Raw genomic sequence first — 24,532 nt, 5'->3', positions numbered from 1 at the left:
GGTCAGGTCACTACTACCAGCGGCACGCCACGCTTTGGGTGCTGCAGCACCACCACGTCCTGCTGATATACGCGCTGCAGGTTGGCCTCGGTCAGCACCTGCGAGGGCGTGCCATCGGCGGCCACCCTGCCCTGTTCCAGCAGCACGATGCGGTCGGCGTAACCGGCCGCGAGATTCAGATCGTGCAGCACCACGATCACGCACGCTCCAGCTTCGGCGCAGGCGCGCACGCTGCGCAGGGTACGTTCCTGGTGGCGCAGGTCGAGGGCTGCGGTGGGCTCGTCCAGCAGCAACAACGGCGTGTCCTGCGCCAGCACGCGGGCAAAGGTGGTGCGCGCCGATTCGCCGCCGGACAACTGCTGCACTTCGCGCAGGCGCAGTGCCTGCAGCTCGGCCGCATCAATGGAGGCTTCCACGCGCGCATCGTCCACGGCCGGATCGGGCGGATGCGGCAGGCGCCCCATCGCCACCACTTCTTCCACGCTGAAGGCGAAGCGCACGCCGTGTTCCTGCGGCATCACCGCGCGCTCGCGCGCCAGCGGCCCGGCCTTGTACGCGTGAAGCGCACGGCCGTTCAGCGCCACGTCGCCGACATCGGCGCGCAGATCGCCTGCAGCCACCGCCAGCAAGGTGGATTTGCCCGCCCCATTGGGCCCCAACAGGGCAGTGACCGTGCCTGGCGCGAACTCCAGGGTGATGCCGTGCAGGATCTCGCGCTGCTGGCGGCGCACCACCACATCGCGCAGGCTCAGCAGGGCGCTCATGCAGCCACCTTGCGGCGCTGCTGCAGTACCAGCCACAGGAAGAACGGCGCGCCGAGCGCGGCCGAGAACAGCCCCAGCGGAATCTCCGCCGGCGGGTCCAGCGTACGCGCGGCGGTGTCGGCCACCACGATCAGCAGCGCGCCCAGCACGCCCGATACCGGCAGCAGCCAGCGATGCCCCGGGCCCACCAGCAGGCGCGCCACGTGCGGCACCACCAGGCCAACGAAACTGATCGAGCCGGCAAATGCCACCGCCGCGCCCACCAGCAATGCACTGAAGGCCACCAGACGGCGGCGCGTGCGCGCCACGTCCAGGCCCAGATGCTGCGCCTGGCGCTCACCCAAGGCCAGCATGTCCAGCGGTGTGGCCAGGCGCAGCAGCGCGAACACACCAATGGCAAACAGCGGCAGCACCGCTGCCACGTCCGACCAGTTGGCGCGTGCCAGCGAACCCATCTGCCAGAACACCAGCGACTGCAGCTCGCTTTCGCTGGCGATATAGGTCAGGAATCCGATCAGCGCCGAACAGAACGCGGCCATCGCAATGCCCACCAGCAGCAGCGTGGCATTGCCCGTGCCCTTGCCAGGGCGTGCCAGCGCATAGGTCAGGCCGATGGCCGCAGCGCCACCTCCGAAGGCCGCCACCGGCACCAGCCAGCCGGCGGCACCGGCCGCGCCCAGCACGATGGCCGCCACCGCACCCAGCGCCGCGCCCTGGCTGACGCCGACGATGCCAGGGTCCGCCAGCGGGTTGCCGAACAACCCCTGCAGACTGGCACCGGCCATGGCCAGCGCAGCGCCCACCATCGCCCCCAGCAGAGCGCGCGGAATGCGCAGCTGCCACACCACCGCCAGATCGCGGCTGCTGACAGCCTGCGGATCGACCAGGCCCAACTTCACCCCCAGCGCCTGCAGTACCTCCAGCGGCGGCAGCCGCAGCGGGCCCACGGCGAACGACGCCAGCACTGCCCCCAGCAGTGCCAGCAACGCGACCAGCAACATCACCCGCCCGCGACGGCGGCGCCGATCCGCAGGGCTCATGCCGGCGGCAGCGCCGCAAAGGCCTTGGCCAGCGCCAGCGCGCCCGCACCCGAGCCCACGCTGGTGTACTTCAGCTGCACATCCGGCAGCACCCAGACCCGGTTGGCGGCGCCGGCCGGGGTCTGCTTCAGGGTCGGATAGGCCTTCCACAGGCCATCAGCACCGCCGAACTGCTGCAGGTCGTGCTCGGTCACCAGAATCACCTCCGGTGCCGCGGCCACCACACCCTCGTTGCTCAACTGCGAATAGTTCTTCACCCCGGCCTCGGTGCCGATGTTCACGCCGCCGGCCAACGCGATCAGCTGCGCCGAGGCGCTGTCGGCACCTGCCACCGTGGGCAGGCCGCCCGCGCCAGTGGCCGATACGTGAATCACGCGCGGCGCATGGGACAGGCCCTTGCCGATCCCGGCGGCCTCATCCAGCTGGCGCTGCACCTGGGTGGCCAGGGTCTGCCCGGCATCGGCAAGACCGATCGCCGCCGCGATCTTGCGCACCTTGTCCGGTGCCGGCTGCAGATCGTCCACCACCACGGCCGGCTCGCCCACTTCACGCAGCTTTTTCGAAAGCTCGGTGTGGCGCCGCAGGCTGTTGCCCAGGAACAGCGAGCCCTGCAGGCTCAGTACGCCTTCCACGCCGGTGGTGCGGTTGAACAGGAACTGATGCGGCGCGGCCAGGCCGGCCTGGGTGGTGGTGTTGGTGGGCGCGGCAAACACCTGCTTGCCAGCGCCCAGTGCCTCCAGCACCGCAATCACGTCATCACCGCCGGCAATGATCCGACTGGCATCCTTCACTTCCACCTGCGCGCCGTCATCACTGGCCACCGTGGTCGGCAGTGCGGCCTTCTGGTCCAGCAGGGTCGGCACATCCACGCCGGCCACGCGCTGCCAGCCTGCCGGCAGTTCCTGCGCAGCGCCTGCCGAAGCAGCGGCAGACCCGGCGGCCGGCGCAGCGGCATCGCTCGCGCTGGGCGGCGTACTGCCACCGCAGGCGGCCAGCGCCAGCGAAACGGCCAACGGGAGCGCACACAGGCGCAGATGGGAAGCGAAGTTCATGCGAATTCTCCTTGCTGGCCGGGCGAAGGCACTGCCCTCGCCCGGCGCGGGGGTTACGGCTGGCGCAGGCTGATGCGGGTGATGCGGTCACCCTTGGGGTCTTCGGCGCCACGCGACTTGTTCACGGCAAACACATTGCCCTTGCCGTCGGCGCGCACGTGGTTGGGCAGCGTACCGCCATCCAGGTTGCCGACGATCTTGCCATCACGGTTGACCGCGGTAACCGTACCGGCACCACGATTGGTGACGTAGGCCAGGCCGCTCTTGTCATCGAACGCGACGTTCAGCGCACCGGCGCCGACCGGCACGTCGTGCACCACCTTGCCGCTGGCCACATCGACGATCAGCAGGTTGTCGGTGCCCTGCGACGCGACGTACAGGCGGTTCTGCTGCGCATCGAAGGCCACGCCCGAAGCGCTGATGGAATTGCCCAGGTCGATCACCTTGTCCACCTTGCCACTGGCCACGTCGATCACCGCCGCTTCCGGGGTGCCGATGCTGACGGTGAACAGCTTGCCGGCCTTTTCATCCAGCACCAGGCTCATCGGGGTGAACTTGCCCTCGTCCACGCCCGATTCCAGCGTGATCGATTCCAGCGGCTTCAGGGTCTTGGCGTCGAACACCGACAGGTGGTCTTCGCCCGTTGCCGAAGCGAACACCTTGCCGTGGGTGCCATCGACCACCACGTCGCGCGCATGCGGCACGGCATCGACCGGGAACTGGTGGACCAGCGACAGATCCTTCTGGCGGTAGACGGCCACGGTGTTCTGGCGGGTGTTGGTGACCCACACGTTGCCGTTGGTGTCATCCACGCCCACCCCGTACACCGCATAGACCGCGCCATTGGTGCTGCCCGGCACCTGAGCCGGGGTGATCGCCTTGGTCACCTTCAGGCTCTTGGGGTCCAGCTTCAGCAGCTGCGACTGGGTAACCGGCGGGCGGCCCACGGCCGAGGTAACGAACACCGCGTTGCTGGCGGCGCTGTAGGCCGACTGGTACAGGCCCGGCACCAGCTTGTTGGACTGGGTGGCGAACTGCTGCTGGCCCGACAGCGGCAGCTGCGGCGAGATGCGCAGCTTCAGCACGGTGGCGGCCGCCGGCTGGCTGGCGCGCACCACCACCGGGTGGGTGCCCGGCGCCGCATCGGCCGGGATGGCCAGCTGGGTCTTGAAGTTGCCATCGGCATCAACCACCACCGGCTGGCTGTTCAGCACGGTATCGCCGCGCACCAGGCTGATCTGCTGGCCGGGCACGAAGCCGCGGCCGGTGACATCGGCGGTGCTGCCCGGCACCACGTTTTCGCCACGCGAGACCACCTGGCCCTTGAAGGTCGCGTTGGCCGGCTGGTCGAACACCGGCTGCGCCGATGCAGTAACGGCCAGCAACAGGCCGGCGGCCAGGGAAGTGAGACGGAAGGAAGAACGGGACGACATGGAAGGCTCCTTGCACACGTAGGCCGCGCCGCGTGGCGCGGGATTCATCGGTTGCCTGGGCCGCTGCACATCGACAGCCAAGCCTGGGTAGTGGGGTCGCACGGGTTGGCCGTGCGCGGTTGTCATTCGGTGGCGTTCGCCTCGGCCGGCACCTTGCCGTCCGCTTCGCTGCGATCGGCCACGCCGTAGAGTTCATGCAGAGCGGCATGGAACGAGGCCGGCAGCATCGGGCCATGGCCCAGCCCCGGGAACTCGCGGTACTGCACCTGCAGCGCCGGCACCTTGGCCAGGCGCGTGGACAGCTGCAGGGCCGCATCCGGGGTGGCACCGCCAATGCGGCGCAGGTGCGCGACCACGCGCGGGTTGTTCATATCACGCTTGCCGCGGTCACCCACGCGCTCGGCACCGCCCAGCATCAACCAGACCTTGGCCGGCTGGCCGTGCACGTTCTGCACGAACTGCTGTTCCGGATCGCCCAGCGCAGCGCCCTGCGCCCACCACAGCGACGGGCTGGCGGCCAGGAAGTACTGGAAGGCCGCCGGGCGGGTGTACAGCGTGTTTAGCACGAACAGCCCGCCCAGCGAGTGGCCCCACAGCGCCTGTTGCTGCGGGTCGATCTTCGCGCGGCGCTCGACTTCCGGCTTGATGCGGCGTTCGATCACATCCAGGAACGCGGCGGCGCCGCCACCGGTGGCCTGGGTGGTGCCGGCCTCGTCGTCGGCCCGATCGATCCAGGCGGTGTAATCGCGGGTGCGCGACGGCGAATCGATGCGCAGCTCGTTGTCATAACCGATCATCACCAGCACCGGCGGCGCCTTGCTGGCGGCCAGCTCGGCCAGCAGCGGCTGGTCCAGCACCATCGCTACCGCATTGCCGTCCAGGGCGTACAGCACCGGCGCGGGGGTCTTGTCCGCCTTGGCCGGAATCGCCACGTTCACCCGCCAGCGGCGCTGCTGGTCGGGGCTGTCGATCACGAAACGTTCGAAGCGGTAGCTGGACGCAGGTTCGTCCAACACGGTGCGGCCCATCAGCTGCTGCGGGTTGCGCTGCTGTGCATGGGCGTAGGGAGCGACCATCAGGACCCCCATCATCAGGGCGGCCAGACAGCCGACGGAGCGTACGGAAAACATCATGGGTGACGGATGCGGCGGGCCTGGCCGCCTCTTCATCAAGGGACCGCAGTCTATCCTAGATGCGAATGCTTATCACGTAGATCAAACGTCACGCTGTGTATCACGCGCGCGTGTGGCCACCCTGTGTGCATACTGCCGGCATGCGCGCTAGCTCAACCACTTTACTGCCTGTTCTGCGATGGCTCGCCCCTGCCGTTGCCTGCGCCGCTGCATTGGGCGCGGTCGGCTGCTCCCCCAGCCAGCGCGCTGGCGTGGACTTCAGCGATGTCGACATCACCCCCTGCCCCGACCAGGCTGCCCTGGAACGGGAGCTGGCCGGCGTTACCGCGCGACTGCGCGTGGCCCTGCCCGGGCGCTACGCCGGCCGCCGCATTTCCTGTAACCCACTGAAGGTGGTGGTACTGCTGAAGGGCGACACCCGTTACCGGACGCGCAGCATGCAATGGCCGCGCGGCGAGGTGACGGTCGAGTTCGTTTCAGGCAGTCGTTACGCGACTGAAGACCTGAACGCCGCTGTCGCCAGCGGTTTGCTGGCCGCGCGGTTCCCCGGCGCGCACGGCATCGGTACCGATGCGGTGAACGGGCGGATTCTGGTGGACGCGGCGGATGACGCGGCGTATGCGCGCTTCCAGGCCGCGGCGGCTGAACTGGAGAAGGAGCTGGGCGTGCCGATCACCATCAAGCGAGGCAAGGGCGATTGGCGTTTGTAGAGTCGAGCTTGCTCGACTGCTTTCAATCCGGCAGTCGAGCAAGCTCGACTCTACAGACGCTTTGCGGCCCTGGCTGCTTCGCGCTCAGCGCGCAACCGGTCCAGCTTTTCCTTCAGCTTGATTTCCAGCCCGCGCGGCACCGGGTTGTAGTACACCCGTTCGCCCATCGCATCGGGGAAGCCGGTCTGGTCCAGGGCGATGCCGCCCTCGGCATCGTGGTCATACTGGTACTCGGCGCCGTAACCCAGCTCCTTCATCAGCTTGGTCGGTGCATTGCGCAGGTGCAGCGGCACTTCTTCGGTGCCGCTCTCGCGCACATCGGCCTTGGCCTGGTTGAAGGCCGCATAGCCGGCGTTCGATTTGGCGGTGCTGGCCAGGTACAGCACCAGCTGCGCGAAGGCGAGCTCGCCTTCCGGGCTGCCCAGCCGCTCGTAGATGTCCCAGGCTTCCAGCGCCATGCTCTGTGCGCGCGGGTCGGCCAGGCCGATATCTTCGATGGCCATGCGGGTCAGGCGGCGCGCCAGGTAGGACGGATCGCAGCCGCCATCGAGCATGCGGGTCAACCAGTACAGCGCGGCATCGGGGTTGGAACTGCGTACCGACTTGTGCAGCGCCGAGATCTGGTCGTAGAACTGCTCGCCGCCTTTGTCGAAGCGGCGGGTGCGGTCGGCCAGCACCTGGGTCAGGGTCTGCGGGGTGATGCGCCCCCCCTCCCCGCCCGCCAGCTCGGCGGCGATTTCCAGCAGGGTCAGCGCACGGCGCACGTCACCGTCGGCGGCGGTAGCGATTTCCAGCAGCAGCTCGGGGGCGACCTCGATGCGCTCCTCGCCCAGGCCGCGCTCGCGGTCCCCGAGTGCTCGTTCCAGCGCCTCGACAATATCCGTGGGCGACACTGCCTCCAGCACGTGCACGCGGCAGCGCGACAGCAGCGCGGAGTTCAGTTCGAACGAGGGATTTTCGGTGGTGGCGCCGACGAACAGGATGGTTCCGCGCTCGATGTGCGGCAGGAAGGCATCCTGCTGCGCCTTGTTGAAGCGATGCACTTCGTCCACGAACAGCACGGTGCGTCGGCCTTCGGCAAAACGCTGCGCGGCCTCGGCCAGCACCTGACGCACTTCGGGCAGGCCAGAAAGCACGGCAGAGATGGCGCGGAATTCGGCGTCGGAGTATTCGGCCAGCAGCAACGACAGTGTGGTCTTGCCGCAGCCGGGCGGGCCCCACAGGATCATCGAATGCACGCGACCGGATTCGACCGCGCGGCGCAGCGCGCTTTCCGGCGCCAGCAGGCGCTTCTGCCCGACCATTTCGTCGAGGGTGCGCGGGCGCATGCGCTCGGCCAGCGGGCGCAGATGATCCCGATCAACGCTCAGCAGATCGGGGCCGGGGAAGGAAGTGGAACGATGTCTTGGCACCGGGGTATTGTACCGCGAGAGCGTGCCAACCAAGGTTGGCACCTACCAGAGCGGTTGCGGCCTCAATCGCCGATGACGTCGGTGCCCTTCGGCGGGGTGAAGCTGAAGGTGCCGGCGGCAAAGCCGGGGTTGCGCTTCCAGCCGCTGAAGGTGATCACGGTGCGCTGGCCGACGGCATCGGTGATTTCCATCTTCGCCAGGCCCTGCGCGTTGAAGCCCAGTGCGGCGTACTGGAAGCTGGCTTCGGTATCGCGCTTGGGCGACAGCGACAGCCACTGCAGGCCGTCACGCTTGGCCGCTTCTTCGCTCAGGTCGTACTGCTGTTCCAGCAGGGCCGGGTTGATCAGTGCGGTCAGCGGGCTGTTCTGCTCTTCCTTGCCCTGCTCGCGCACGGTGGCCTGCTCCAGGTCCGGCTCGTACATCCAGACCTTCTTGCCGTCGGCCACGATCAGCTGTTCGTGCGGGCGCACATATTCCCAGCGGAACAGGCGCGGCGCCGACAGCGCAACCCGGCCACTGGTCGATTCCTTCACCTTGCCGCGGCTGTCGAACACCTGCTGGCTGAACTGCCCATCCAGGCCCTTCAGGCCGCTGGTGAAGGTTTTCAGGTCATCGCGGGCGCCGGCCCAGGCGCTGCCGGCGGCGGCGCAGGCCACGGCCAGGGTGGTGGTGGCAAGGAAACGACGGAAGCGGATGTTCATGCGGGAATCCTGTGGGCGCGTGCGCCAGGAAAGTTGGGTGCCAGTGTGCCCGGACAAAGATGAATGAGCGATCAGGGCGACATTATGCCGCCCCGCGCGTGCATCGGCGATTCAGTTGCCGCCGGTTGGCAATCTGCCGTACAGCACCTGACCACGGAAGCCACGGCGCACTTCCCGGTACAGCGCCCGGAACGCGGCATAGTCCCGCGGCTGGCACAGCGCCTGCGGGCCACGCACCGCGTTCTGCTGCAGGCGGTGGTGCACGGTCACTTCCTGGCCGTTGCGGCTCCAGTCCACCCGGTAGTCGCCGGCCGCATTGGTGAAGCGCTGGCTGGCCGGAATGGCGATGATCGGCGCGTTGTCCGGGAACTGCAGGCGGTAGGTTTCCTCGCGCAGGCTGGCATTGCAGTAGAACGGGGTCTGGTTGTCCGGCGCTGAAGCGCTTGCGTACAGCCCGCGCACCGACTCACCCCCGGGCGGATCGGGCACGGCCATGCCGCCGGCCACGGCGAAGTCGACGTAGTCCTCAGCCTGGAACGCCATGCGGTAGCCGAACGGCCGGGTCAGATCGACCGGTACGCCCAGCAGCTGCAACTGCCCGCGGCCATCGAAACCGGACGCGGCCATGATCGATTCTTCCGCCCGTGCGCGGTTCTGCGCATTGAGCTGGGCGAACTGCGCGCGCATGCCGATCTCGGCGTTGTCGCCCAGCTGCGGCACGGTTTCGCCACGCAGGTTGCCCTGCGCATCGAAGGTGAAGCGCACGTCCATCACCGTGGCATTGCGCTGCGGGTCGTTGGCCGGGGTGCGCGCCACGCTGGCGTTACGCGTGTGCAGTACCGGCGCGCCCAGATCACCATCGGGCAACTGGCCAAAACGCGCCCAGGCGCTGGTCGAATCCAGGTACAGATCGAACTCGGGCACGTAGGTGATGGCGTGATTGAAGCGGCCCAGTACGGGAATCTTGGGCAGCGTGGGCCCGCCACCGGCGCCGATCAGCACCGGCGAGCTGGCAATGCCCTTGGCCGCCAGCAACGCTTCCAGAATCGCCACATGGTCCTTGCAGTCGCCATAGTGGTTGTCCAGGATGCTCTGCGCGCTGTTCGGCTCCAGCCCACCGTTGCCCAGGTAGACCGCCACGTAGCGGATGTTCTGCGCCACCCAGCGGTACAGCGCATCGGCCTGCGCCTTGCGGTCGCTGATGCCGGCGGTCACTTCATCGGCCAGCGCCTGGATCTGCGGGGTCACCTGTGCCGCCTCCCCCGCCTTCAGCTGGTACGCACGGCCCATCTGCGCCCAGTCCTTGTAGGTGCTGGCCATGATGTTCGGGCCAAACTCCCACACCGCCGCCGACCAGTTCTGCGCCTGCATCGGTTCGCGCCGCTGGTAGCGCCAGCGCCACTGCGCCTGGCCGCTCTTCACCTGGGGGCGGTCGCTGCCCTGCACGCCACGGCTGTCGACGTACATGGGCAGGTTGGCCGGCGCGCTCAGGGTCACTTCGGCATCGTCGTACTGGGTGAACACATTGAAGGTTTCCCACAGCCCGAAGTAGCCCGGGAAATACGGGGTCAGCTGGGTGCGCCGCACCTGGTAGAACAACCGCGTGCCTGGCGCCAGGTTGGGGAAGACGATCACCCGCACCTTGCGGTCGGCGTACATGGCGGCCGCGGCGCTGGAATAGCTTTCCTGGGTATAGATGCGGTCGGCCGGCACGTCGCGGCGCTGGCCGTCGGCGGTGAGCGTGTAGGCGCTCACCACCTCCAGCGTTTCCATCTTCTCGCTGTAGCTCAGCCGCACCTGGCTGAATTGCTCCACCGCCGCCTTGGTCTTGAGCAGGATTTCGTAGGTTTCGGTCTGGATGTTGCCGGCGTCGGCGCGCACCTGGTAATCGGCGCGATAGCGCACGAAGCTGAAGTTGTTGCTGGCCTCGGCATCGCTGCTGGTGGACGGCGGCGCCGGCTGCGGCACGCCGGCGTCAGCCAGCGCGGGGCCAACCGCCAGCGCGCAGGCCAGCGCCAGCACGCGGGGAAGAAGTCGATGCATGCGTCGGTTCCTTGGACGTGGTGGCGGTGGCGGGGCTTACTTCGGCGGCGGCGGTGCCAGCACCGTGCGGTCGCCGTTGTGTTCGGGCGCGCTGACCACACCGGCCGCTTCCATGGCCTCGATCAGGCGTGCCGCGCGGTTGTAGCCGATCTTCAGGCGCCGCTGAACACCGGAAATGGAGGCGCGGCGGGTTTCGGTCACAACGCGCAGAGCCTCGTCGTACAGCGGGTCGGATTCGTCGCCGGCCGCGCTGGTTTCCGGCAGGCCGGTGGCACCCACCACCACGCCATCGCCCAGGGTCTGCACTTCGTCCAGCACGCCGTCGATGTAGTCGGCCGGGCCCATCGCCTTCAGGTGCTCGACCACGCGGTGCACTTCGTCGTCGGACACGAACGCACCGTGCACGCGCTCGGGCATGGCGGTGCCCGGCGGCAGGTACAGCATGTCGCCGTGGCCCAGCAGGGTTTCGGCACCGGACTGGTCCAGGATGGTGCGCGAATCGATCTTCGAGCTGACCTGGAAGGCAATGCGGGTGGGGATGTTGGCCTTGATCAGGCCGGTGATCACGTCCACCGAAGGGCGCTGGGTAGCCAGGATCAGGTGGATGCCGGCCGCACGCGCCTTCTGTGCCAGGCGGGCGATCAGCTCTTCCACCTTCTTGCCGACGATCATCATCATGTCGGCGAATTCGTCGATGAAGATGACGATGAACGGCAGGGTTTCCAGTGGGCGCGGCGCCTCGCCCAGTTCCGGGTTGGGCTTGAACAGCGGGTCCATCAGCGGCTGGCCGGCGTCCTCGGCGTCCTTCACCTTCTTGTTGAAGCCAGCCAGGTTGCGCACGCCCACCGCGCTCATCAGCTTGTAGCGGCGCTCCATTTCGGCCACGCACCAGCGCAGGCCGTTGGCGGCCTCCTTCATGTCGGTGACCACCGGCGCCAGCAGGTGCGGAATGCCCTGGTAGACGCTCAGTTCCAGCATCTTCGGGTCGATCATCAGCATGCGCAGGTCTTTCGGCGAGCCCTTGTACAGCAGGCTGAGCACCATGGCGTTGACCGCCACCGACTTGCCCGAGCCGGTGGTACCGGCCACCAGCAGGTGCGGCATGCGCGCCAGGTCGGCCACGGTGGGCCGGCCGGCGATGTCCTTGCCCAGCGCCAGGGTCAGCACGCTGGCGGCCTTGTCGTATTCCTTCGAGCGCAGCAGCTCGGACAGGAAGATCATTTCGCGGGTGACGTTGGGGATTTCCAGGCCGATCACCGACTTGCCCGGAATCACGTCGACCACACGCACCGACTTCACCGACAGGCCGCGGGCGATGTCCTTGTCCAGCGAGCTGATCTGACTGACCTTGATGCCCGGCGCCGGCTCGATCTCGAAGCGGGTGATGACCGGGCCCGGATAGGCGCCGACCACCTGCGCATCGATGCGGAAGTCCTTCAGCTTGAACTCGATCTGCCGCGACAGGGTTTCCAGCGTTTCCTCGTCGTAGCCCTTGGGCTGCGGCTTGGGGTCATCCAGCAGCGCCAGCGGCGGCAGGTCCGAGCCGTCGCCGTTGACGCCACGGAACATCGGAATCTGGTTGTCGCGCTTGGCCCGGTCGCTCTTCTCGATCACCGGCTCCGGGCGCGGCTCGATCTTCACCGGCTCGCGCTTGGCGCGCACTTCGGCATCGGCCTTGCGCACTTCCTGGCGCTCCTCACGCAGGGCGCGGGTCTGCTTCCATTCGGTAGCCTGCTCCTTCTTGCGCTCCAGCAGCGGCGCCAGCGACATCACGCCGCGGCCGATCTTTTCCATCACCGCAAACCACGACAGGCCGGTGGCCAGGGTGATCGAGGCCAGCAGCAGCACCAGTACGAACAGATTGGCGCCCAGCGCGCCGAAGCCCACGGTGAGCGAATTGCCCACCAGCTTGCCGAGGATGCCGCCGGCGCTGGACACATCACCACTGAACAGGCGCACGTGCAGGAAGCCGGTGCCGGCAATCAGGAAGCCGACCAGGCCCACCAGGCGCAAGGCCGGGTCCAGGTCGTTGTCGCCCTTGGCTTCGCGCTTGAGCCCGAACATCGCGATCCACGACAGGGCGCCCAGCACCACCGGCAGCAGGAAGGCGATGTAGCCGAACAGCTGCAGCAGCACATCGGCGATCCAGGCGCCGGCACGGCCGCCCATGTTGTGCACCGGCGCGACCACGCTGCCGGTGTGCGACCAACCGGGATCACTGGCTGAATAGGTAAAGAGACTGGCGGCCAGGTACAGCAGCGCCGGAGCGATCGCGATCAGCCCCAGGTCGCGCCACAGGCGCTGGCGCCGTGGATTGTCGGTCGTTGCCGCGGCCGCCGTGCGACGCGACGCCTTGCTGTCGTCGGACTTGGAGCGTTCGGGCACCTGCTTCGCCACCTTAGACCATACCTTTGGAATGCGCTGTTAGTGGTTGATAATAAACGACACGGCGTCAGTTTTCAGTCACCGCAGCCGAACGGGCGCCAGAACGGCGTCAATCCGCCCGTGGGCGACCGCGTTCTGTTCATCGGCTTGAATCGCCCTGCCCCAGCCGCCACTCTATGACCAGCCAAGGTTGCCGCGCAAACCGCAGCCGCGCCTTGTCCCATCTACCTTTTCGCGAGTCTACATGAGCACCAGCCTGCCCTCCCGCCATCAGCGCCTCGTCATCCTCGGTTCCGGCCCGGCCGGTTGGACCGCCGCGGTCTATGCCGCCCGCGCCAACCTGAAGCCGGTGGTCATCACCGGCCTGCAGCAGGGTGGCCAGCTGATGACCACCACCGAAGTGGACAACTGGCCGGGCGACGCCCACGGCTTGATGGGCCCGGACTTGATGGCGCGCATGCAGGCCCACGCCGAGCGCTTCGAGACCGAGGTCATCTTCGACCATATCCATACGGCCGACCTGTCGCAGCGCCCGTTCAAGCTGATCGGTGACAGCCACGAGTACACCTGCGACGCGCTGATCATCTCCACTGGCGCCACCGCCAAGTACCTGGGCATTCCGACCGAGGAAACCTTCAAGGGCCGCGGCGTGTCCGCCTGCGCCACCTGCGACGGCTTCTTCTACCGCGACCAGGACGTGGTGGTGGTCGGCGGCGGCAACACAGCCGTGGAAGAGGCCCTGTACCTGTCCAACATCGCCCGCAAGGTCTACCTGGTGCACCGCCGCGACACCCTGAAGGCGGAAAAGATCATGCAGGACAAGCTGTTCGCCAAGGTCGCCGCCGGCAAGATCGAAACCGTCTGGCACCACCAGGTGGAAGAAGTGCTGGGCAACGACGCCGGCGTGACCGGCGTGCGCGTGAAGTCGACCCTGGACGGCAGCACCCGCGACATCGACGCCCACGGCTTCTTCGTGGCCATCGGCCACCACCCGAACACCCAGCTGTTCGACGGCCAGCTGGCCATGAACAACGGCTACCTGGAAATCCGCTCGGGCCTGGGCGGCAACGCCACCCAGACCTCGGTGGAAGGCGTGTTCGCCGCCGGCGACGTGGCCGATCAGCACTACCGCCAGGCGATCACCTCGGCCGGCTTCGGCTGCATGGCCGCGCTGGACGCCGAACGCTACCTGGACGCACAGGGCAAGGCCAGCTGACCACGATTTTGTAGAGTCGAGCCATGCTCGACTGGACCATGCTCGACTGAACCATGCAAGACAAAGGCCGGCGCGAAAGCGCCGGCCTTTTCGTTTACTGCCCCAAGCCAGCAACGTTTCGGGCCAAGGCGCTCACGTCAGGACTGCCCACGGCAACGCAACGAACGGTGTGAGGTACCGGCTGGGTCTTGACCCCGTCGGCATCCACCACATGCGTTTCCCAACCAAGCGTTCCCACGCTGTTGCGACCACAGCTGAGTCTCATCCGGCTGGGCTGGTCTGGCGAATCGATCACCACGGTTCTTCCGTTGCAGCCCCAGCCCGGAGGACACAGGGTATTGCTCGTGACCAAACTGATCGGGAACTGCGGATGACCTGCGAACGCGACATCCACCTCGCGCGATTCCCCAGATGGGATGTCGACATCTACAATGGATTGCCCAGCGAGAGGCTCACAAGCCTTACCCTGTGCCCACAGGCGATAGCCCTTCTCGACGCCTTTCATCGAGGCCGTGCGGAAGACTGGATCCAGTAGAGCAGCCACATCTTCCGGATTGGAGTGATAGGCGGTTTCGACGATCACCGAGGGCATCCTGCCAATGCGATTCTCGCCATGCCCTTCTGGGACAGACTCAGCTCGCACGGGAAAGCTTTCGTATCCGGGCTGGGCATGGATGAGTTCCCTCATGCCGCACAAGATGCTGTCGCCCAACGCCTTGTCCTCGGGCTTGGCACGGTGGTGATAGACCTCGGCCCCGCGGACACTGGAGGCATCGCTTCCGTTTGTGTGCAGACTCAGCATCACATCCACACCAAGATGATTTGCATAATTGGGGCGAGCGCGAATGTCCTCCTTCACTTCACGATTGCTATCGGGGCTGTTTGGCAGCTCATTCCAGATATCGGCACGTTCAGGAAGGATCGCCTTGAGGTGGTATCTGGAAGACATATGTTCCCAAGGATGGGTCGACTCCGGATGCGGCTCACTAGAACGACTGCGGGCACGATGCACAACCAGGCTACTCCGCTGCTCCAGCAGGCTCTGCAACTCGTCACCGTATCCCGGGCTCAACACATCCTCCTGCAGACCAAGCGGGGCTGGGCGCTGAAACTCCCACGTCCTGCTGGGGTGCAATGCAATGTATCCGTGACTTGCGGAGACCAAGGCCTGTGCATGGGTTGATCGAGATTTCGGCGCGCGGGGTGCAGGATGATCTTCTGGAAAATGAGCCTCCATTGGCCTCCCTTGAAAGAGGAATTGCACATCCAGTATTTCCAGGCCCGCCTGGTCCGCGTAGCGCCGAAGATCACCGGCCAATGGTATGAGGAAGAGCTCGCCATAGTTCTGGTCAGCACCTGGAAGGTAGCCGGGCCCAAAATCGACGATCATCCGGCGCTTTCGCGAGTCGACCACCACACTCACAGTTACTTGCCGCAACCTGCCCTGGTCTTGCAAGTGACGCGCCAACTGGGAACCCACTTCCCGCTGCAGAAATGCGGCGACTTCTGCGTAAACGCCAGCATCTACGGTCTCCGCAGGCTGCAGATCGGATACAACATCCGATGCGGTTGACGAGAAGGCCAAGCCGCACGCGACCACAGCAACCGCAAGCTTCAATCCATTCATTGTTGATCTCTCCATGTGCCGGGATAAGCGCCACCCATGCAGCGCCCCGCCACACTGCCGATCCAGGCGCCAGTGATTCGGCACGCGGCGCACACGCATGGAAATTTCAAACTTTTCTCATCCCCTGCCGGAACAAACCAATCTGGTTCCGCCATCACCGTTCGTGATCCACCTGCCCTATCCTTGCTTCCATGCCTTCCCCTCGCCTCCTCGACTCCCTGCAGGCCATTCCCGCCACCGACTGGGATGCTTTGCACGACGGCCGCAATCCGTTCGTCACCCACGCCTTCCTGGCCGGGCTTGAAGAACATGGCTGTCTGCGCGAGGACTGGGGCTGGCAGCCGCAGCACTTCACGCTGTGGGACAGCGACACGCTGGTCGGCGCCATCCCGGGCTACCTGAAGACCAATTCGCACGGCGAGTTCGTGTTCGACCATGCGTGGGCCAATGCCTACGCCCGCCATGGCCGCGACTACTACCCGAAATGGCTGGGCGCGGTGCCGTACTCGCCCGTCAGCGGCCCGCGCCTGCTGGCCCGTCACGATTCGCTGCGCAGCGACCTGCTGGAGGCGCTTCGCGCGCATCTGGCGTCACTGCAGGTCTCGTCGGTACACGTCAATTTCCACACCGCCCGGGATGAGGCCGCCTTCAGCGACGACTGGCTGCTGCGCGAAGACATCCAGTTCCAATGGCAGAACCCGGGCGACTGGACCACCTTCGAGCAGTTTCTGGGCGCGATGAACCACAAGCATCGCAAGAACATCCGCCAGGAACGGGCCAAGGTCACCCGCCAGGGCATCAGCTTCCGCGTGGTACATGGCGACGAAGCCAGTCGCGCGGATCTGCAGGCGACGTACCGCTTCTATCTGCAGACCTTCCTGGAATATGGCAACGCGCCGGCGCTGACCGAGGCCTTCCTGCGCCACCTGGCCATCTCGCTGGGTCGCGGGCTGGTGCTGTTCCTGGCCGAGCAGGGCGGCGAGCCGATTGCCGGCGCGCTGTGCCTGCGTGGCGGGGACACGCTGTATGGACGCTACTGGGGTGGCGCTACCCTGCCCGGCCTGCATTTCGAGGCCTGCTACTACCAGGGCATCGAGTACTGCCTGCGCGAGGGGCTGAGCCGTTTCGAGCCCGGCGCGCAAGGCGAGCACAAGCTGGCGCGGGGGTTCCTGCCTACGGTGGTGCGCAGCCGACACTGGGTGGCCGATGCGGAGTTTGCTGAGGCTCTGCAGGACTGGTGCAGACAGGAGCGCCGCGATGTGCGGCGGTACCAGCAGGCGCTGCAGGCGCACAGCCCGTTCCGCACAGACCCGTAGAGTCGAGCTTGCTCGACTGAAACGTGCCAACCAAGGTTGGCATCTCAAAGTGCCGCCGGGCATGGCCCGGCGCTACCGGTGCGGGGGCCGTTACACTTCGGGCATGACCCGCCAGCTGCCATGGCGCCTGGCCGATGCGCCGGACGCGCCGTTCCCGCCCGCTGAAACTGCACTGCGCCAGCCCGACGGGCTGCTGGCGGTGGGCGGCGATCTGCACCCGCTGCGGCTGCTCAACGCCTACGCCGGTGGCATCTTCCCGTGGTTCAGTGAGGGAGAGCCGATCCTGTGGTGGTCGCCCGATCCGCGCATGGCGTTTCGCACCGATGGCGTGCACCTGTCCAGCCGCTTCCGTCGCCAGCTGCGCGCAAGCCACTGGGAGGTGACTGCGGACACGGCATTCACCCAGGTCATGCGTGCCTGCGCCGGGGCTCCCCGGGCCGGGCAGGATGGCACCTGGATCAGCCCCGCCATGGTGGACGCCTACAGCCATCTGCACGACCTGGGCTTTGCCCACTCCTTCGAGGTCTGGGACCGGCAGGATCTGGTCGGCGGCATCTATGGTGTCGCCATTGGCCAGATGTTCTTTGGCGAAAGCATGTTCAGCGGCGCCAGTGGCGGCTCCAAGGTCGCGCTGGCGGCACTGGCGGCTACACTGAAGGATTGGGGCTGGCCGCTGATCGATGCCCAGGTTGAGAACCCGCACCTGCTGCGGATGGGCGCGATCCACCTGCCGCGCGAAGCGTTCCTGCAGCAGGTGCGCCATGCCGTGCAGCAGCCAGGGCGCGAGAGCCCCTGGACTCAGGCGCTGGGGCGCCTGCCTGCGCGCGCCCTGGCCGGGGGTTAACACAAACTTTGCAAGCTGGCGCAAGTGCGCGTAAAATACTGCGCCTTAGGCCCAGCGTGGCCGTTTTCTGAACCGCACAGGACTACATGTCGAAAGACGATTCCATCGAGTTCGAGGGCACCGTCAGCGAGACGCTGCCGAACACCACTTTCCGCGTTCGTCTGGAAAATGGGCACGAAATCATCGCCCACATCTCCGGCCGCATGCGCAAGAACTACATCCGCATCCTCACCGGTGACCGGGTCAAGGTTGAAATGACCCCGTACGACCTGACCAAGGGTCGTATCACCTACCGCATGAAGTAAGCGGTCGGCGCTCTGCGCCACCCCGACAAGGCCAGCCCCGGTTGCTGGCCTTTTGTCATGCCCGCAATCCGGCCCTGCCGGAGGTCACCGTGACCGAACTCACCGTGACATCGGTCAGCCGTGCTTGAGGCAGATTCGCATTCGCACCGGCGGAGGCATCGTGGCAGCCGATCCAGTCCGGATCGCCAACCCCTGCCCCGCCATGAACACGCTCTCCCTGCACGCCCTGTTCGCCGCCATCGTGCTGTCTGCCAGCGCCCTGCTGGCCGTTCCGGCCCGCGCGGCTGACACCCCCGCCGCCGCAGGTGACTGCCTGCAGCTGGCCAGCGACCAGCAGTTGGTGCGCGCCGGCGCGTCGCGCAATGTTCTGCTGCGCAACGGCCAGGATCACTACCTGGTGCACTTCCAGGACGACTGTTCCAAGGCCGCCTATTCGCGCAAGCTCAGCTTCGTGACCGACGGCCAGCAGGGCCAGATCTGCAGCGCCGGCCAGACCGAGCTGCGCACCGACAATGGCCGCTGCACCGTGGATCGGGTCGAGGCCATCGACGAGGCCACATTCAAGCAGAAGGTGCGCCAGCGCAGCCGCTGAGCGCACACACAACAAGGGCGGGCGAAGCCGCCCTTGTCTCTATCCAGCAACCACCGGGAATCCCCGGCAGCGCCCTTATTCCACCGTTGCCGGCAGCAGGCGCTCGGGTTCGGCGTGGGTTTCGACCACCAGCTCGTCGTCGCGCACGTCAATGCTGACCTTGCCGCCGTTCACCAGCTTGCCGAACAGCAGTTCGTCGGCCAGCGGACGCTTGATCTTGTCCTGGATGACACGGGCCATTGGCCGTGCGCCCATCAGCGGATCGAAACCATGGTGGGCCAGCCAGTCGCGCGCGGTCGGGGTGGCCGACAGGCTGACGTGCTTTTCCTGCAGCAGCATTTCCAGCTCGATCAGGAACTTGTCCACCACGCGCAGGATGTGCTCGAAGCCCAGCGGCTGGAACTGCACCACCGCATCAAGGCGGTTGCGGAATTCCGGCGTGAAGCTGCGGCGGATGGTCTCCATCGCGTCGGTGGCATGGTCCTGCTTGGTGAAGCCGATCGAACGCCGCGAGGCCTGCGCCGCGCCGGCATTGGTGGTCATCACCAGCACCACGTTCTTGAAGTTGGCTTCGCGGCCGTTGGTGTCGGTCAGCACGCCGCGGTCCATCACCTGCAACAGGATGTTGAAGATGTCCGGGTGGGCCTTCTCGATTTCGTCCAGCAGCAGCACGCAGTGCGGGGTCTTGACGATCTTTTCGGTCAGCAGGCCGCCCTGGTCGAAGCCGACGTAGCCCGGGGGCGCGCCGATCAGGCGGCTGATCGAATGCGGCTCCATGTATTCGGACATGTCGAAGCGCACCAGCTCGATGCCCAGCTGCAGCGCCAGCTGCTTGGTCACCTCGGTCTTGCCCACACCGGTCGGGCCGGCGAACAGGAAGTTGCCGATCGGCTTTTCCGGATTGCCCAGACCCGAGCGGGCCAGCTTGATGGCCGAGGCCAGGGTGCCGATGGCCGGGTCCTGGCCGAAGATCACCATCTTCAGGTTGCGCTCCAGGTGCTGCAGCACATCCTTGTCGGTCGCGCTGACCTGCTTGGCCGGAATGCGCGCCATCTTGGCCACGATCGATTCGACCTCTTCGACGTCGATCAGCTCCTTGCGCTGGCCTTCGGGCATCAGCCGCTGGCGGGCGCCGGCTTCATCGATCACGTCGATGGCCTTGTCCGGCAGCAGGCGGTCGCCGATGTGCTTGACCGACAGGTCCACGGCAGCCTGCAGCGCTTCGTCCGAGTAGGTCACCCCGTGGTGGGCCTCGTACTTGGCCTTCAGGCCCTGCAGGATCTCGTAGGTTTCACCCACGGTCGGCTCGACGATGTCGATCTTCTGGAAGCGACGGGCCAGCGCCCGGTCCTTTTCGAAGATGCCGCGGTATTCCTGGAAGGTGGTCGAGCCGATGCAGCGCAGCTCGCCCGAAGCCAGGGCCGGCTTGATCAGGTTGGAGGCATCCATGGTGCCGCCCGAGGCCGAACCGGCACCGATGATGGTGTGGATCTCGTCGATGAACAGCACGGCGTTGGGCACCTTCTTCAGGGCCGTCAGCACGCCCTTCAGGCGCTTTTCGAAGTCGCCACGGTACTTGGTGCCGGCCACCAGCGCGCCCAAGTCGAGCGAGTAGATGATGGCATCGGCCAGCACGTCGGGCACCGAGCCTTCCACGATGCGGCGGGCCAGGCCCTCGGCGATCGCGGTCTTGCCTACGCCGGCCTCGCCCACGTACAGCGGGTTGTTCTTGCGGCGGCGGCACAGGACCTGGATGGTGCGCTCGATCTCGTCGGCACGGCCGACCAGCGGGTCGATGCGGCCGGCGCGGGCCTGGTCGTTCAGATTGCTGGCAAATTCGGTCAGCGCGTCGCCCTTGGGCTCGCCCTCCCCGCCCTCCATGCGGCCCTCGCTTTCCGGGGAGGACGGCTGTTCGCCCTCCTCGCCCAGCTTGGCGATGCCATGGGACAGGTAATTGACCACGTCCAGCCGGGTGACATCCTGCTGGTTGAGGTAATAGACCGCGTGGGAGTCCTTTTCGCCGAAGATCGCCACCAGCACGTTGGCGCCGGTCACTTCCTTCTTGCCCGAGGACTGCACGTGGTACACGGCCCGCTGCAGCACGCGCTGGAAGCCCAGGGTGGGCTGGGTATCGCGGCCATCATCTTCGGCCAGGCGGGACACCGAGGCCTCGATGGCCTGTTCCAGCTCCTGGCGCAGGCGCTCGGCGTCGGCGCCACAGGCCTTCAGGACCGCCTGGGCGGAGGGGTTGTCGAGCAGTGCCAACAGCAGGTGTTCGACCGTCATGAACTCATGCCGGGCCTCACGGGCGCGCTTGTAGCACTGGCCGATGGTGTGTTCGAGGTCTTTGCTGAACATGGATTACTCCGGCGGCAGTTGGAGACAATATGCGGCCTGACTACGCGATTTCCATCACCCTAGCGGATTGCAGCGTTCAGATGGCGTTAGCAGTGCGAACCGCTTGATCATCATTCACTCCACGGGCAGCCCACGGGGGCCTGAGCGCACCCTACCCGAGGCGCGGGCGATTGTGACGTGAATGGACCATCCCCATGGCTTTGAAGGAGAGCACGCAGGCTGTGGCGCGGAGCGGCCAGCGGAGGGGCGACCAAGGCGTGGTGCTGCGATCGGGGCTGCCATTGGGGCGCGCGAGCAAGGCCGTCGTAGAGTCGAGCTTGCTCGACTGCTGTTGGTCAGAGCAGTCGAGCAAGCTCGACCCTACGGGGGCGCTGCGGCAGTCGAGCAAGCTCGACTCTACGGGGCAGTCGGCTCAGGCCTTTTCCATCGTGCACAGCAGCGGGTGCTGGTTCATGCGCGAGTACTCGTTGACCTGGGCCACCTTGGTCTCGGCCACTTCGCGGGTGAACACCCCGCAGACGCCGCGGCCGCGGGTATGGACGTGCAGCATCACCTGGGTGGCCTTGTCCAGGTCCATGGTGAAGAACTGCTGCAGCACATCCACCACGAAATCCATCGGGGTGTAGTCGTCGTTGAGCAGCATGACCTGGTAGAACGGCGGCGGCGCCACTTCCGGGCGCGCGGGCTCCACGGCAAGGCCGTGCTCGTGGTGGGAATCGGGGGAAGACTCGCGGGGCATCCGCCTATTATAAGCGCTGGCGGCCAGCCGCGTCGGCCTGCCGCAGAATGGACGGCTCGCACCGGCACCGTCACAATTACCGCCTTCCCCATCGTGTTTCACAGGAATTTCATGAAAAGGATCCTTCTGCCCGCCCTGCTGATCGCCCTGGCCACCCCGGCCATGGCCGCCGCGGCCAACGCCGCCGGCAACAGCGCGGCCAAGGCCGATGCCGCCATCGGGCGCCACCTGGACAAGTTGGGCTATACCTACGAAGTTGACGAGGACGGCGATTACCAGATGGTGTTCGACGTGGAAGGCGACCGGACCCAGATCGTGTACGTGCGCTCGGCCGTGGAAGATTTCGGCACCCACAACATCCGCGAGATCTGGTCGCCGGGCTACACCGGCAAGAGCAAGCAGTTCCCGGCCGAGGTGGCCAACCGTCTGCTGGAAGATTCGCAGGACGCCAAGATGGGCGGCTGGGTGAAGCAGGACATGACCGCGATGTTCGTGGTCAAGATCGATGCCGATGCCAGCACGGAACAGCTGAGCGATGCCATCGACGCGGCGATCCGTACCGCCGATGCGATGGAACTGGAACTGACCAAGAAGGACGACCTCTGAATTGAATACCCCGCAGGACATGCGCTGGGCACCCCACGCCACTGTCGCCACCGTGGTGGTCGACGGCGGCCGCGTGCTGCTGGTGGAAGAAACCATCGAGGGCCGCGCCGTGCTGAACCAGCCGGCGGGCCACCTGGAGCCGGGCGAGAGCCTGGCCAAGGCAGCGCTGCGTGAAACCCGGGAAGAAACCGGCTGGACCGTGGCGCTGACCGATTTCATCGGCTGCTACCAGTGGACCGCCGGCGACGGCACCGTGTTCCTGCGGTTCTGCTATGCCGCGCGCCCGGTCAGCCATGACCCGGCGCAACCGCTGGATACCGGCATCGACCGCGCCCTGTGGATGACCCCCGATGAGCTGCAGGCCGCCGGCGAGCGCCTGCGCAGCCCGCTGGTCTGGCGCGTGCTGGCCGACTATCTGGCCGGCCAGCGCCACCCGCTGCATCTGGTGCAGGAGGTCGCATGAGCAGCCCACGGGTGATGGTGGGGGTATCGGGCGGCGTGGATTCGTCGGTGGCCGCCTGGCGCCTGGTGCAGCAGGGCGAGGCCGTGGCCGGTCTGTTCATGCAGAACTGGGCCGACGATGGCAGTGGCGACTGCCGTGCCGAGGACGACCGCCGCGACGCCGTGGCGGTGTGCGGCCTGCTGGGCATTCCGTTCCACTTCCGCGATTTTTCCAGCGAGTACTGGCAGGGCGTGTTCGAGCACTTCCTGGCCGAGTACGCGGCCGGCCGCACCCCCAACCCGGACGTGCTGTGCAACCGCGAAGTGAAGTTCAAGCACTTCCTGGATGCTGCCCGCGAGCTGGGCGCCGAGCGCATCGCCACCGGCCACTACGCCCGCGTGGCCCAGCGCGGCCAGCAATGGCTGCTGCTGCGCGGTGCCGACCGCAGCAAGGACCAGAGCTACTTCCTGCACCAGCTGGGGCAGGCGCAGCTGGCCGCGACCCTGTTTCCGATTGGCGATCTGGAAAAGAGCGATCTGCGGCGCATCGCCCGCGACGTCGCCCTGCCCACCCATGCCAAGAAGGATTCCACCGGCATCTGCTTCATTGGCGAGCGCGATTTCCGCGAATTCCTGGGCCGCTACCTGCCCGCGCGCCCCGGCCAGATCCTGGACCCGGCCGATGGCAGCGTGATTGCCGAGCACCCCGGCGTGTTCTATTTCACCCTCGGCCAGCGCGAAGGCCTGAACATCGGCGGCGTGCGTGGCCGCCCGGCGGCGCCCTGGTACGTGGTGGGCAAGGATGTGGCCAGCAACGTGCTGTACGTGGACCAGGACCGGGAAAGCCCGTGGATGCTGTCCAACCGCCTGCGCTCGGAAACCGCGCACTGGATTGCCGGCGCGCCGCCGGCCCGGCGCTTCGAATGCACGGCACAGACCCGCTACCGCCAGCCCGATGAACCATGCACGGTCGAGGTGCTGGACGATGGCAGCGTGCTGGTCACCTTCGCCCGGCCGCAGCGCGCCGTCACCCCCGGCCAGTCGCTGGTGCTGTATGACGGCGAGGTCTGCCTGGGCGGTGCGGTGATCGCCGCCACCGATGCGCCGCTGGAACAGCGCCTGCGCACCACCCCTTCTCCTTTCGAGGTAATTGCTGCATGAGTTTCACTGTCGACGACCGCGTACTGGCCCTGGCCGGCATTGCCCAGGCCCTGCAGCAGGTCCGCCGTATCGCCGATACCGGCCATTCCGACGCCTCTGCCGTGCGTACCGCGGTGGACAGTGTGTTCCGCATCGATGCCGGCTCGCCGCAGGAGGTCTTTGGTGACCGCCATGCGCTGAAGAGTGGCCTGCGCCTGCTGCACAACTACTTCCGCAACCAGGGCCAGGACCCGGTGCTGCCCAAGCTGGCCCTGTCGGTGCTGCAGCTGGAGCGCCGCTTCGTGCAGGACGGGGCCACCGTGAACAAGGTGGCTTCGGGCATCGAGCGTGCCCAGCAGCAGGCCGCCGAGCTGGGCGACAGCGGGCACCCGGACGTGCTGGCCAACCTGGGCGGCCTGTATGCCGACACCATCAGCCACCTGAAGCCGCGGGTGATGGTGCAGGGCAACCCGCATTACCTGGCCCAGGCCGGGGTGGTGGCCGAGATCCGCGCCCTGCTGCTGGCCGCCGTGCGCGCCGCGGTGCTGTGGCGGCAGGTGGGTGGCAGCTACTGGGACTTCCTGATCGGCCGCAAGGCCATGATCGAGGCGGTGGACCGTCTGCTGGCCTGAGGGCCGGGGGTCAGAGGCCGGGGTCGTCTGCCCCGGGGTCGGA

General features: G+C 66.8%; 22 protein-coding genes. 10 read left to right on the top strand and 12 right to left on the bottom strand.

The window, feature by feature from the left end:
• Positions 1-2: 2 nt before the first annotated feature.
• From IAE58_RS07355 to IAE58_RS07335, 5 genes are all read right to left on the bottom strand, one after another.
• Positions 3-764: a heme ABC transporter ATP-binding protein gene (locus IAE58_RS07355; RefSeq protein ID WP_199934232.1), complete on the bottom strand. Its 762-nt coding sequence runs from the start codon at positions 762-764 to the stop codon at positions 3-5.
• The gene (locus IAE58_RS07350) at positions 761-1,804 is read right to left on the bottom strand and encodes an iron ABC transporter permease (RefSeq protein WP_108756165.1); all 1,044 of its coding nucleotides are present in this window, start codon (positions 1,802-1,804) and stop codon (positions 761-763) included. Before IAE58_RS07350 ends, IAE58_RS07355 begins: the two co-directional genes overlap by 4 nt.
• Positions 1,801-2,856, bottom strand: a complete 1,056-nt coding sequence (locus IAE58_RS07345; RefSeq protein WP_199934231.1) for an ABC transporter substrate-binding protein — start codon at positions 2,854-2,856, stop codon at positions 1,801-1,803. Before IAE58_RS07345 ends, IAE58_RS07350 begins: the two co-directional genes overlap by 4 nt.
• Positions 2,857-2,909: 53 nt before the next feature.
• Positions 2,910-4,289, bottom strand: coding sequence for a YncE family protein (locus IAE58_RS07340; protein ID WP_199934230.1), 1,380 nt, complete (start codon positions 4,287-4,289; stop codon positions 2,910-2,912).
• 122 nt (positions 4,290-4,411) lie between these two features.
• On the bottom strand, positions 4,412-5,422 hold the full coding sequence (locus IAE58_RS07335; RefSeq protein WP_199934229.1) for an alpha/beta hydrolase-fold protein: 1,011 nt from the start codon (positions 5,420-5,422) through the stop codon (positions 4,412-4,414).
• A 251-nt stretch (positions 5,423-5,673) separates the two neighbouring features.
• On the opposite strand from IAE58_RS07335, the gene IAE58_RS07330 reads away from it, so the two are divergent.
• Positions 5,674-6,132: a hypothetical protein gene (locus IAE58_RS07330; protein ID WP_199934228.1), complete on the top strand. Its 459-nt coding sequence runs from the start codon at positions 5,674-5,676 to the stop codon at positions 6,130-6,132.
• A 50-nt stretch (positions 6,133-6,182) separates the two neighbouring features.
• Here IAE58_RS07330 and IAE58_RS07325 read toward each other — a convergent pair whose 3' ends face one another.
• The 4 genes from IAE58_RS07325 to IAE58_RS07310 all read right to left on the bottom strand — a co-directional run bounded on the left by IAE58_RS07325 (position 6,183) and on the right by IAE58_RS07310 (position 12,685).
• Positions 6,183-7,460, bottom strand: coding sequence for a replication-associated recombination protein A (locus IAE58_RS07325; protein WP_233614756.1), 1,278 nt, complete (start codon positions 7,458-7,460; stop codon positions 6,183-6,185).
• Positions 7,461-7,606: 146 nt separating this feature from the next.
• Positions 7,607-8,245 (bottom strand): outer membrane lipoprotein chaperone LolA, encoded by a 639-nt coding sequence (gene lolA, locus IAE58_RS07320; RefSeq protein ID WP_199933050.1) that lies wholly within the window; start codon positions 8,243-8,245, stop codon positions 7,607-7,609.
• 111 nt (positions 8,246-8,356) lie between these two features.
• On the bottom strand, positions 8,357-10,288 hold the full coding sequence (locus tag IAE58_RS07315; protein ID WP_199933049.1) for a DUF3857 domain-containing protein: 1,932 nt from the start codon (positions 10,286-10,288) through the stop codon (positions 8,357-8,359).
• A 36-nt stretch (positions 10,289-10,324) separates the two neighbouring features.
• Positions 10,325-12,685, bottom strand: coding sequence for a DNA translocase FtsK (locus IAE58_RS07310; protein ID WP_108749608.1), 2,361 nt, complete (start codon positions 12,683-12,685; stop codon positions 10,325-10,327).
• Positions 12,686-12,917: 232 nt separating this feature from the next.
• Between IAE58_RS07310 and trxB the strand changes: the two genes are divergently transcribed.
• Positions 12,918-13,889 (top strand): thioredoxin-disulfide reductase, encoded by a 972-nt coding sequence (gene trxB / locus IAE58_RS07305; RefSeq protein ID WP_079221869.1) that lies wholly within the window; start codon positions 12,918-12,920, stop codon positions 13,887-13,889.
• A gap of 94 nt (positions 13,890-13,983) precedes the next feature.
• Here trxB and IAE58_RS07300 read toward each other — a convergent pair whose 3' ends face one another.
• Positions 13,984-15,516, bottom strand: coding sequence for an N-acetylmuramoyl-L-alanine amidase (locus IAE58_RS07300; protein ID WP_199933048.1), 1,533 nt, complete (start codon positions 15,514-15,516; stop codon positions 13,984-13,986).
• Between the two features lie 191 nt (positions 15,517-15,707).
• Between IAE58_RS07300 and IAE58_RS07295 the strand changes: the two genes are divergently transcribed.
• From IAE58_RS07295 to IAE58_RS07280, 4 genes are all read left to right on the top strand, one after another.
• Complete coding sequence (locus tag IAE58_RS07295) at positions 15,708-16,832, top strand: GNAT family N-acetyltransferase (protein ID WP_199933047.1); 1,125 nt, start codon at positions 15,708-15,710, stop codon at positions 16,830-16,832.
• A gap of 103 nt (positions 16,833-16,935) precedes the next feature.
• Positions 16,936-17,676, top strand: a complete 741-nt coding sequence (aat, locus tag IAE58_RS07290; RefSeq protein WP_199933046.1) for a leucyl/phenylalanyl-tRNA--protein transferase — start codon at positions 16,936-16,938, stop codon at positions 17,674-17,676.
• An 86-nt stretch (positions 17,677-17,762) separates the two neighbouring features.
• Complete coding sequence (gene infA / locus IAE58_RS07285) at positions 17,763-17,981, top strand: translation initiation factor IF-1 (protein WP_005409596.1); 219 nt, start codon at positions 17,763-17,765, stop codon at positions 17,979-17,981.
• Between the two features lie 202 nt (positions 17,982-18,183).
• The gene (locus IAE58_RS07280) at positions 18,184-18,573 is read left to right on the top strand and encodes a hypothetical protein (RefSeq protein WP_199933045.1); all 390 of its coding nucleotides are present in this window, start codon (positions 18,184-18,186) and stop codon (positions 18,571-18,573) included.
• A 75-nt stretch (positions 18,574-18,648) separates the two neighbouring features.
• Here the strand turns inward: IAE58_RS07280 and clpA are convergent, their stop codons facing one another.
• Positions 18,649-20,931 (bottom strand): ATP-dependent Clp protease ATP-binding subunit ClpA, encoded by a 2,283-nt coding sequence (clpA, locus tag IAE58_RS07275; protein ID WP_199933044.1) that lies wholly within the window; start codon positions 20,929-20,931, stop codon positions 18,649-18,651.
• 412 nt (positions 20,932-21,343) lie between these two features.
• Entirely contained in the window at positions 21,344-21,670 is a 327-nt protein-coding gene (clpS, locus tag IAE58_RS07270) for an ATP-dependent Clp protease adapter ClpS (protein WP_108749599.1), read from the bottom strand.
• Between the two features lie 111 nt (positions 21,671-21,781).
• Here clpS and IAE58_RS07265 point away from each other — a divergent pair, with 111 nt between their 5' ends.
• The 4 genes from IAE58_RS07265 to hflD are packed head-to-tail and all read left to right on the top strand — an operon-like array spanning position 21,782 to position 24,489.
• Positions 21,782-22,276: a hypothetical protein gene (locus IAE58_RS07265; RefSeq protein WP_108753064.1), complete on the top strand. Its 495-nt coding sequence runs from the start codon at positions 21,782-21,784 to the stop codon at positions 22,274-22,276.
• A 19-nt stretch (positions 22,277-22,295) separates the two neighbouring features.
• Positions 22,296-22,739: an NUDIX hydrolase gene (locus IAE58_RS07260; RefSeq protein ID WP_199933051.1), complete on the top strand. Its 444-nt coding sequence runs from the start codon at positions 22,296-22,298 to the stop codon at positions 22,737-22,739.
• On the top strand, positions 22,736-23,878 hold the full coding sequence (gene mnmA / locus IAE58_RS07255) for a tRNA 2-thiouridine(34) synthase MnmA (RefSeq protein WP_108761970.1): 1,143 nt from the start codon (positions 22,736-22,738) through the stop codon (positions 23,876-23,878). The genes IAE58_RS07260 and mnmA overlap by 4 nt, the downstream gene beginning before the upstream one ends.
• Complete coding sequence (hflD, locus tag IAE58_RS07250) at positions 23,875-24,489, top strand: high frequency lysogenization protein HflD (RefSeq protein ID WP_199933043.1); 615 nt, start codon at positions 23,875-23,877, stop codon at positions 24,487-24,489. Before mnmA ends, hflD begins: the two co-directional genes overlap by 4 nt.
• The last annotated feature ends 43 nt before the right edge of the window (positions 24,490-24,532 follow it).

It is taken from the genome of Stenotrophomonas sp. S49 (genome assembly GCF_016624905.1).
In the GTDB taxonomy this organism is placed as follows: domain Bacteria; phylum Pseudomonadota; class Gammaproteobacteria; order Xanthomonadales; family Xanthomonadaceae; genus Stenotrophomonas.
The sequence above is the reverse complement of the archived record's forward strand: the minus strand, read 5'-3'. Positions and strand labels throughout refer to the sequence as shown.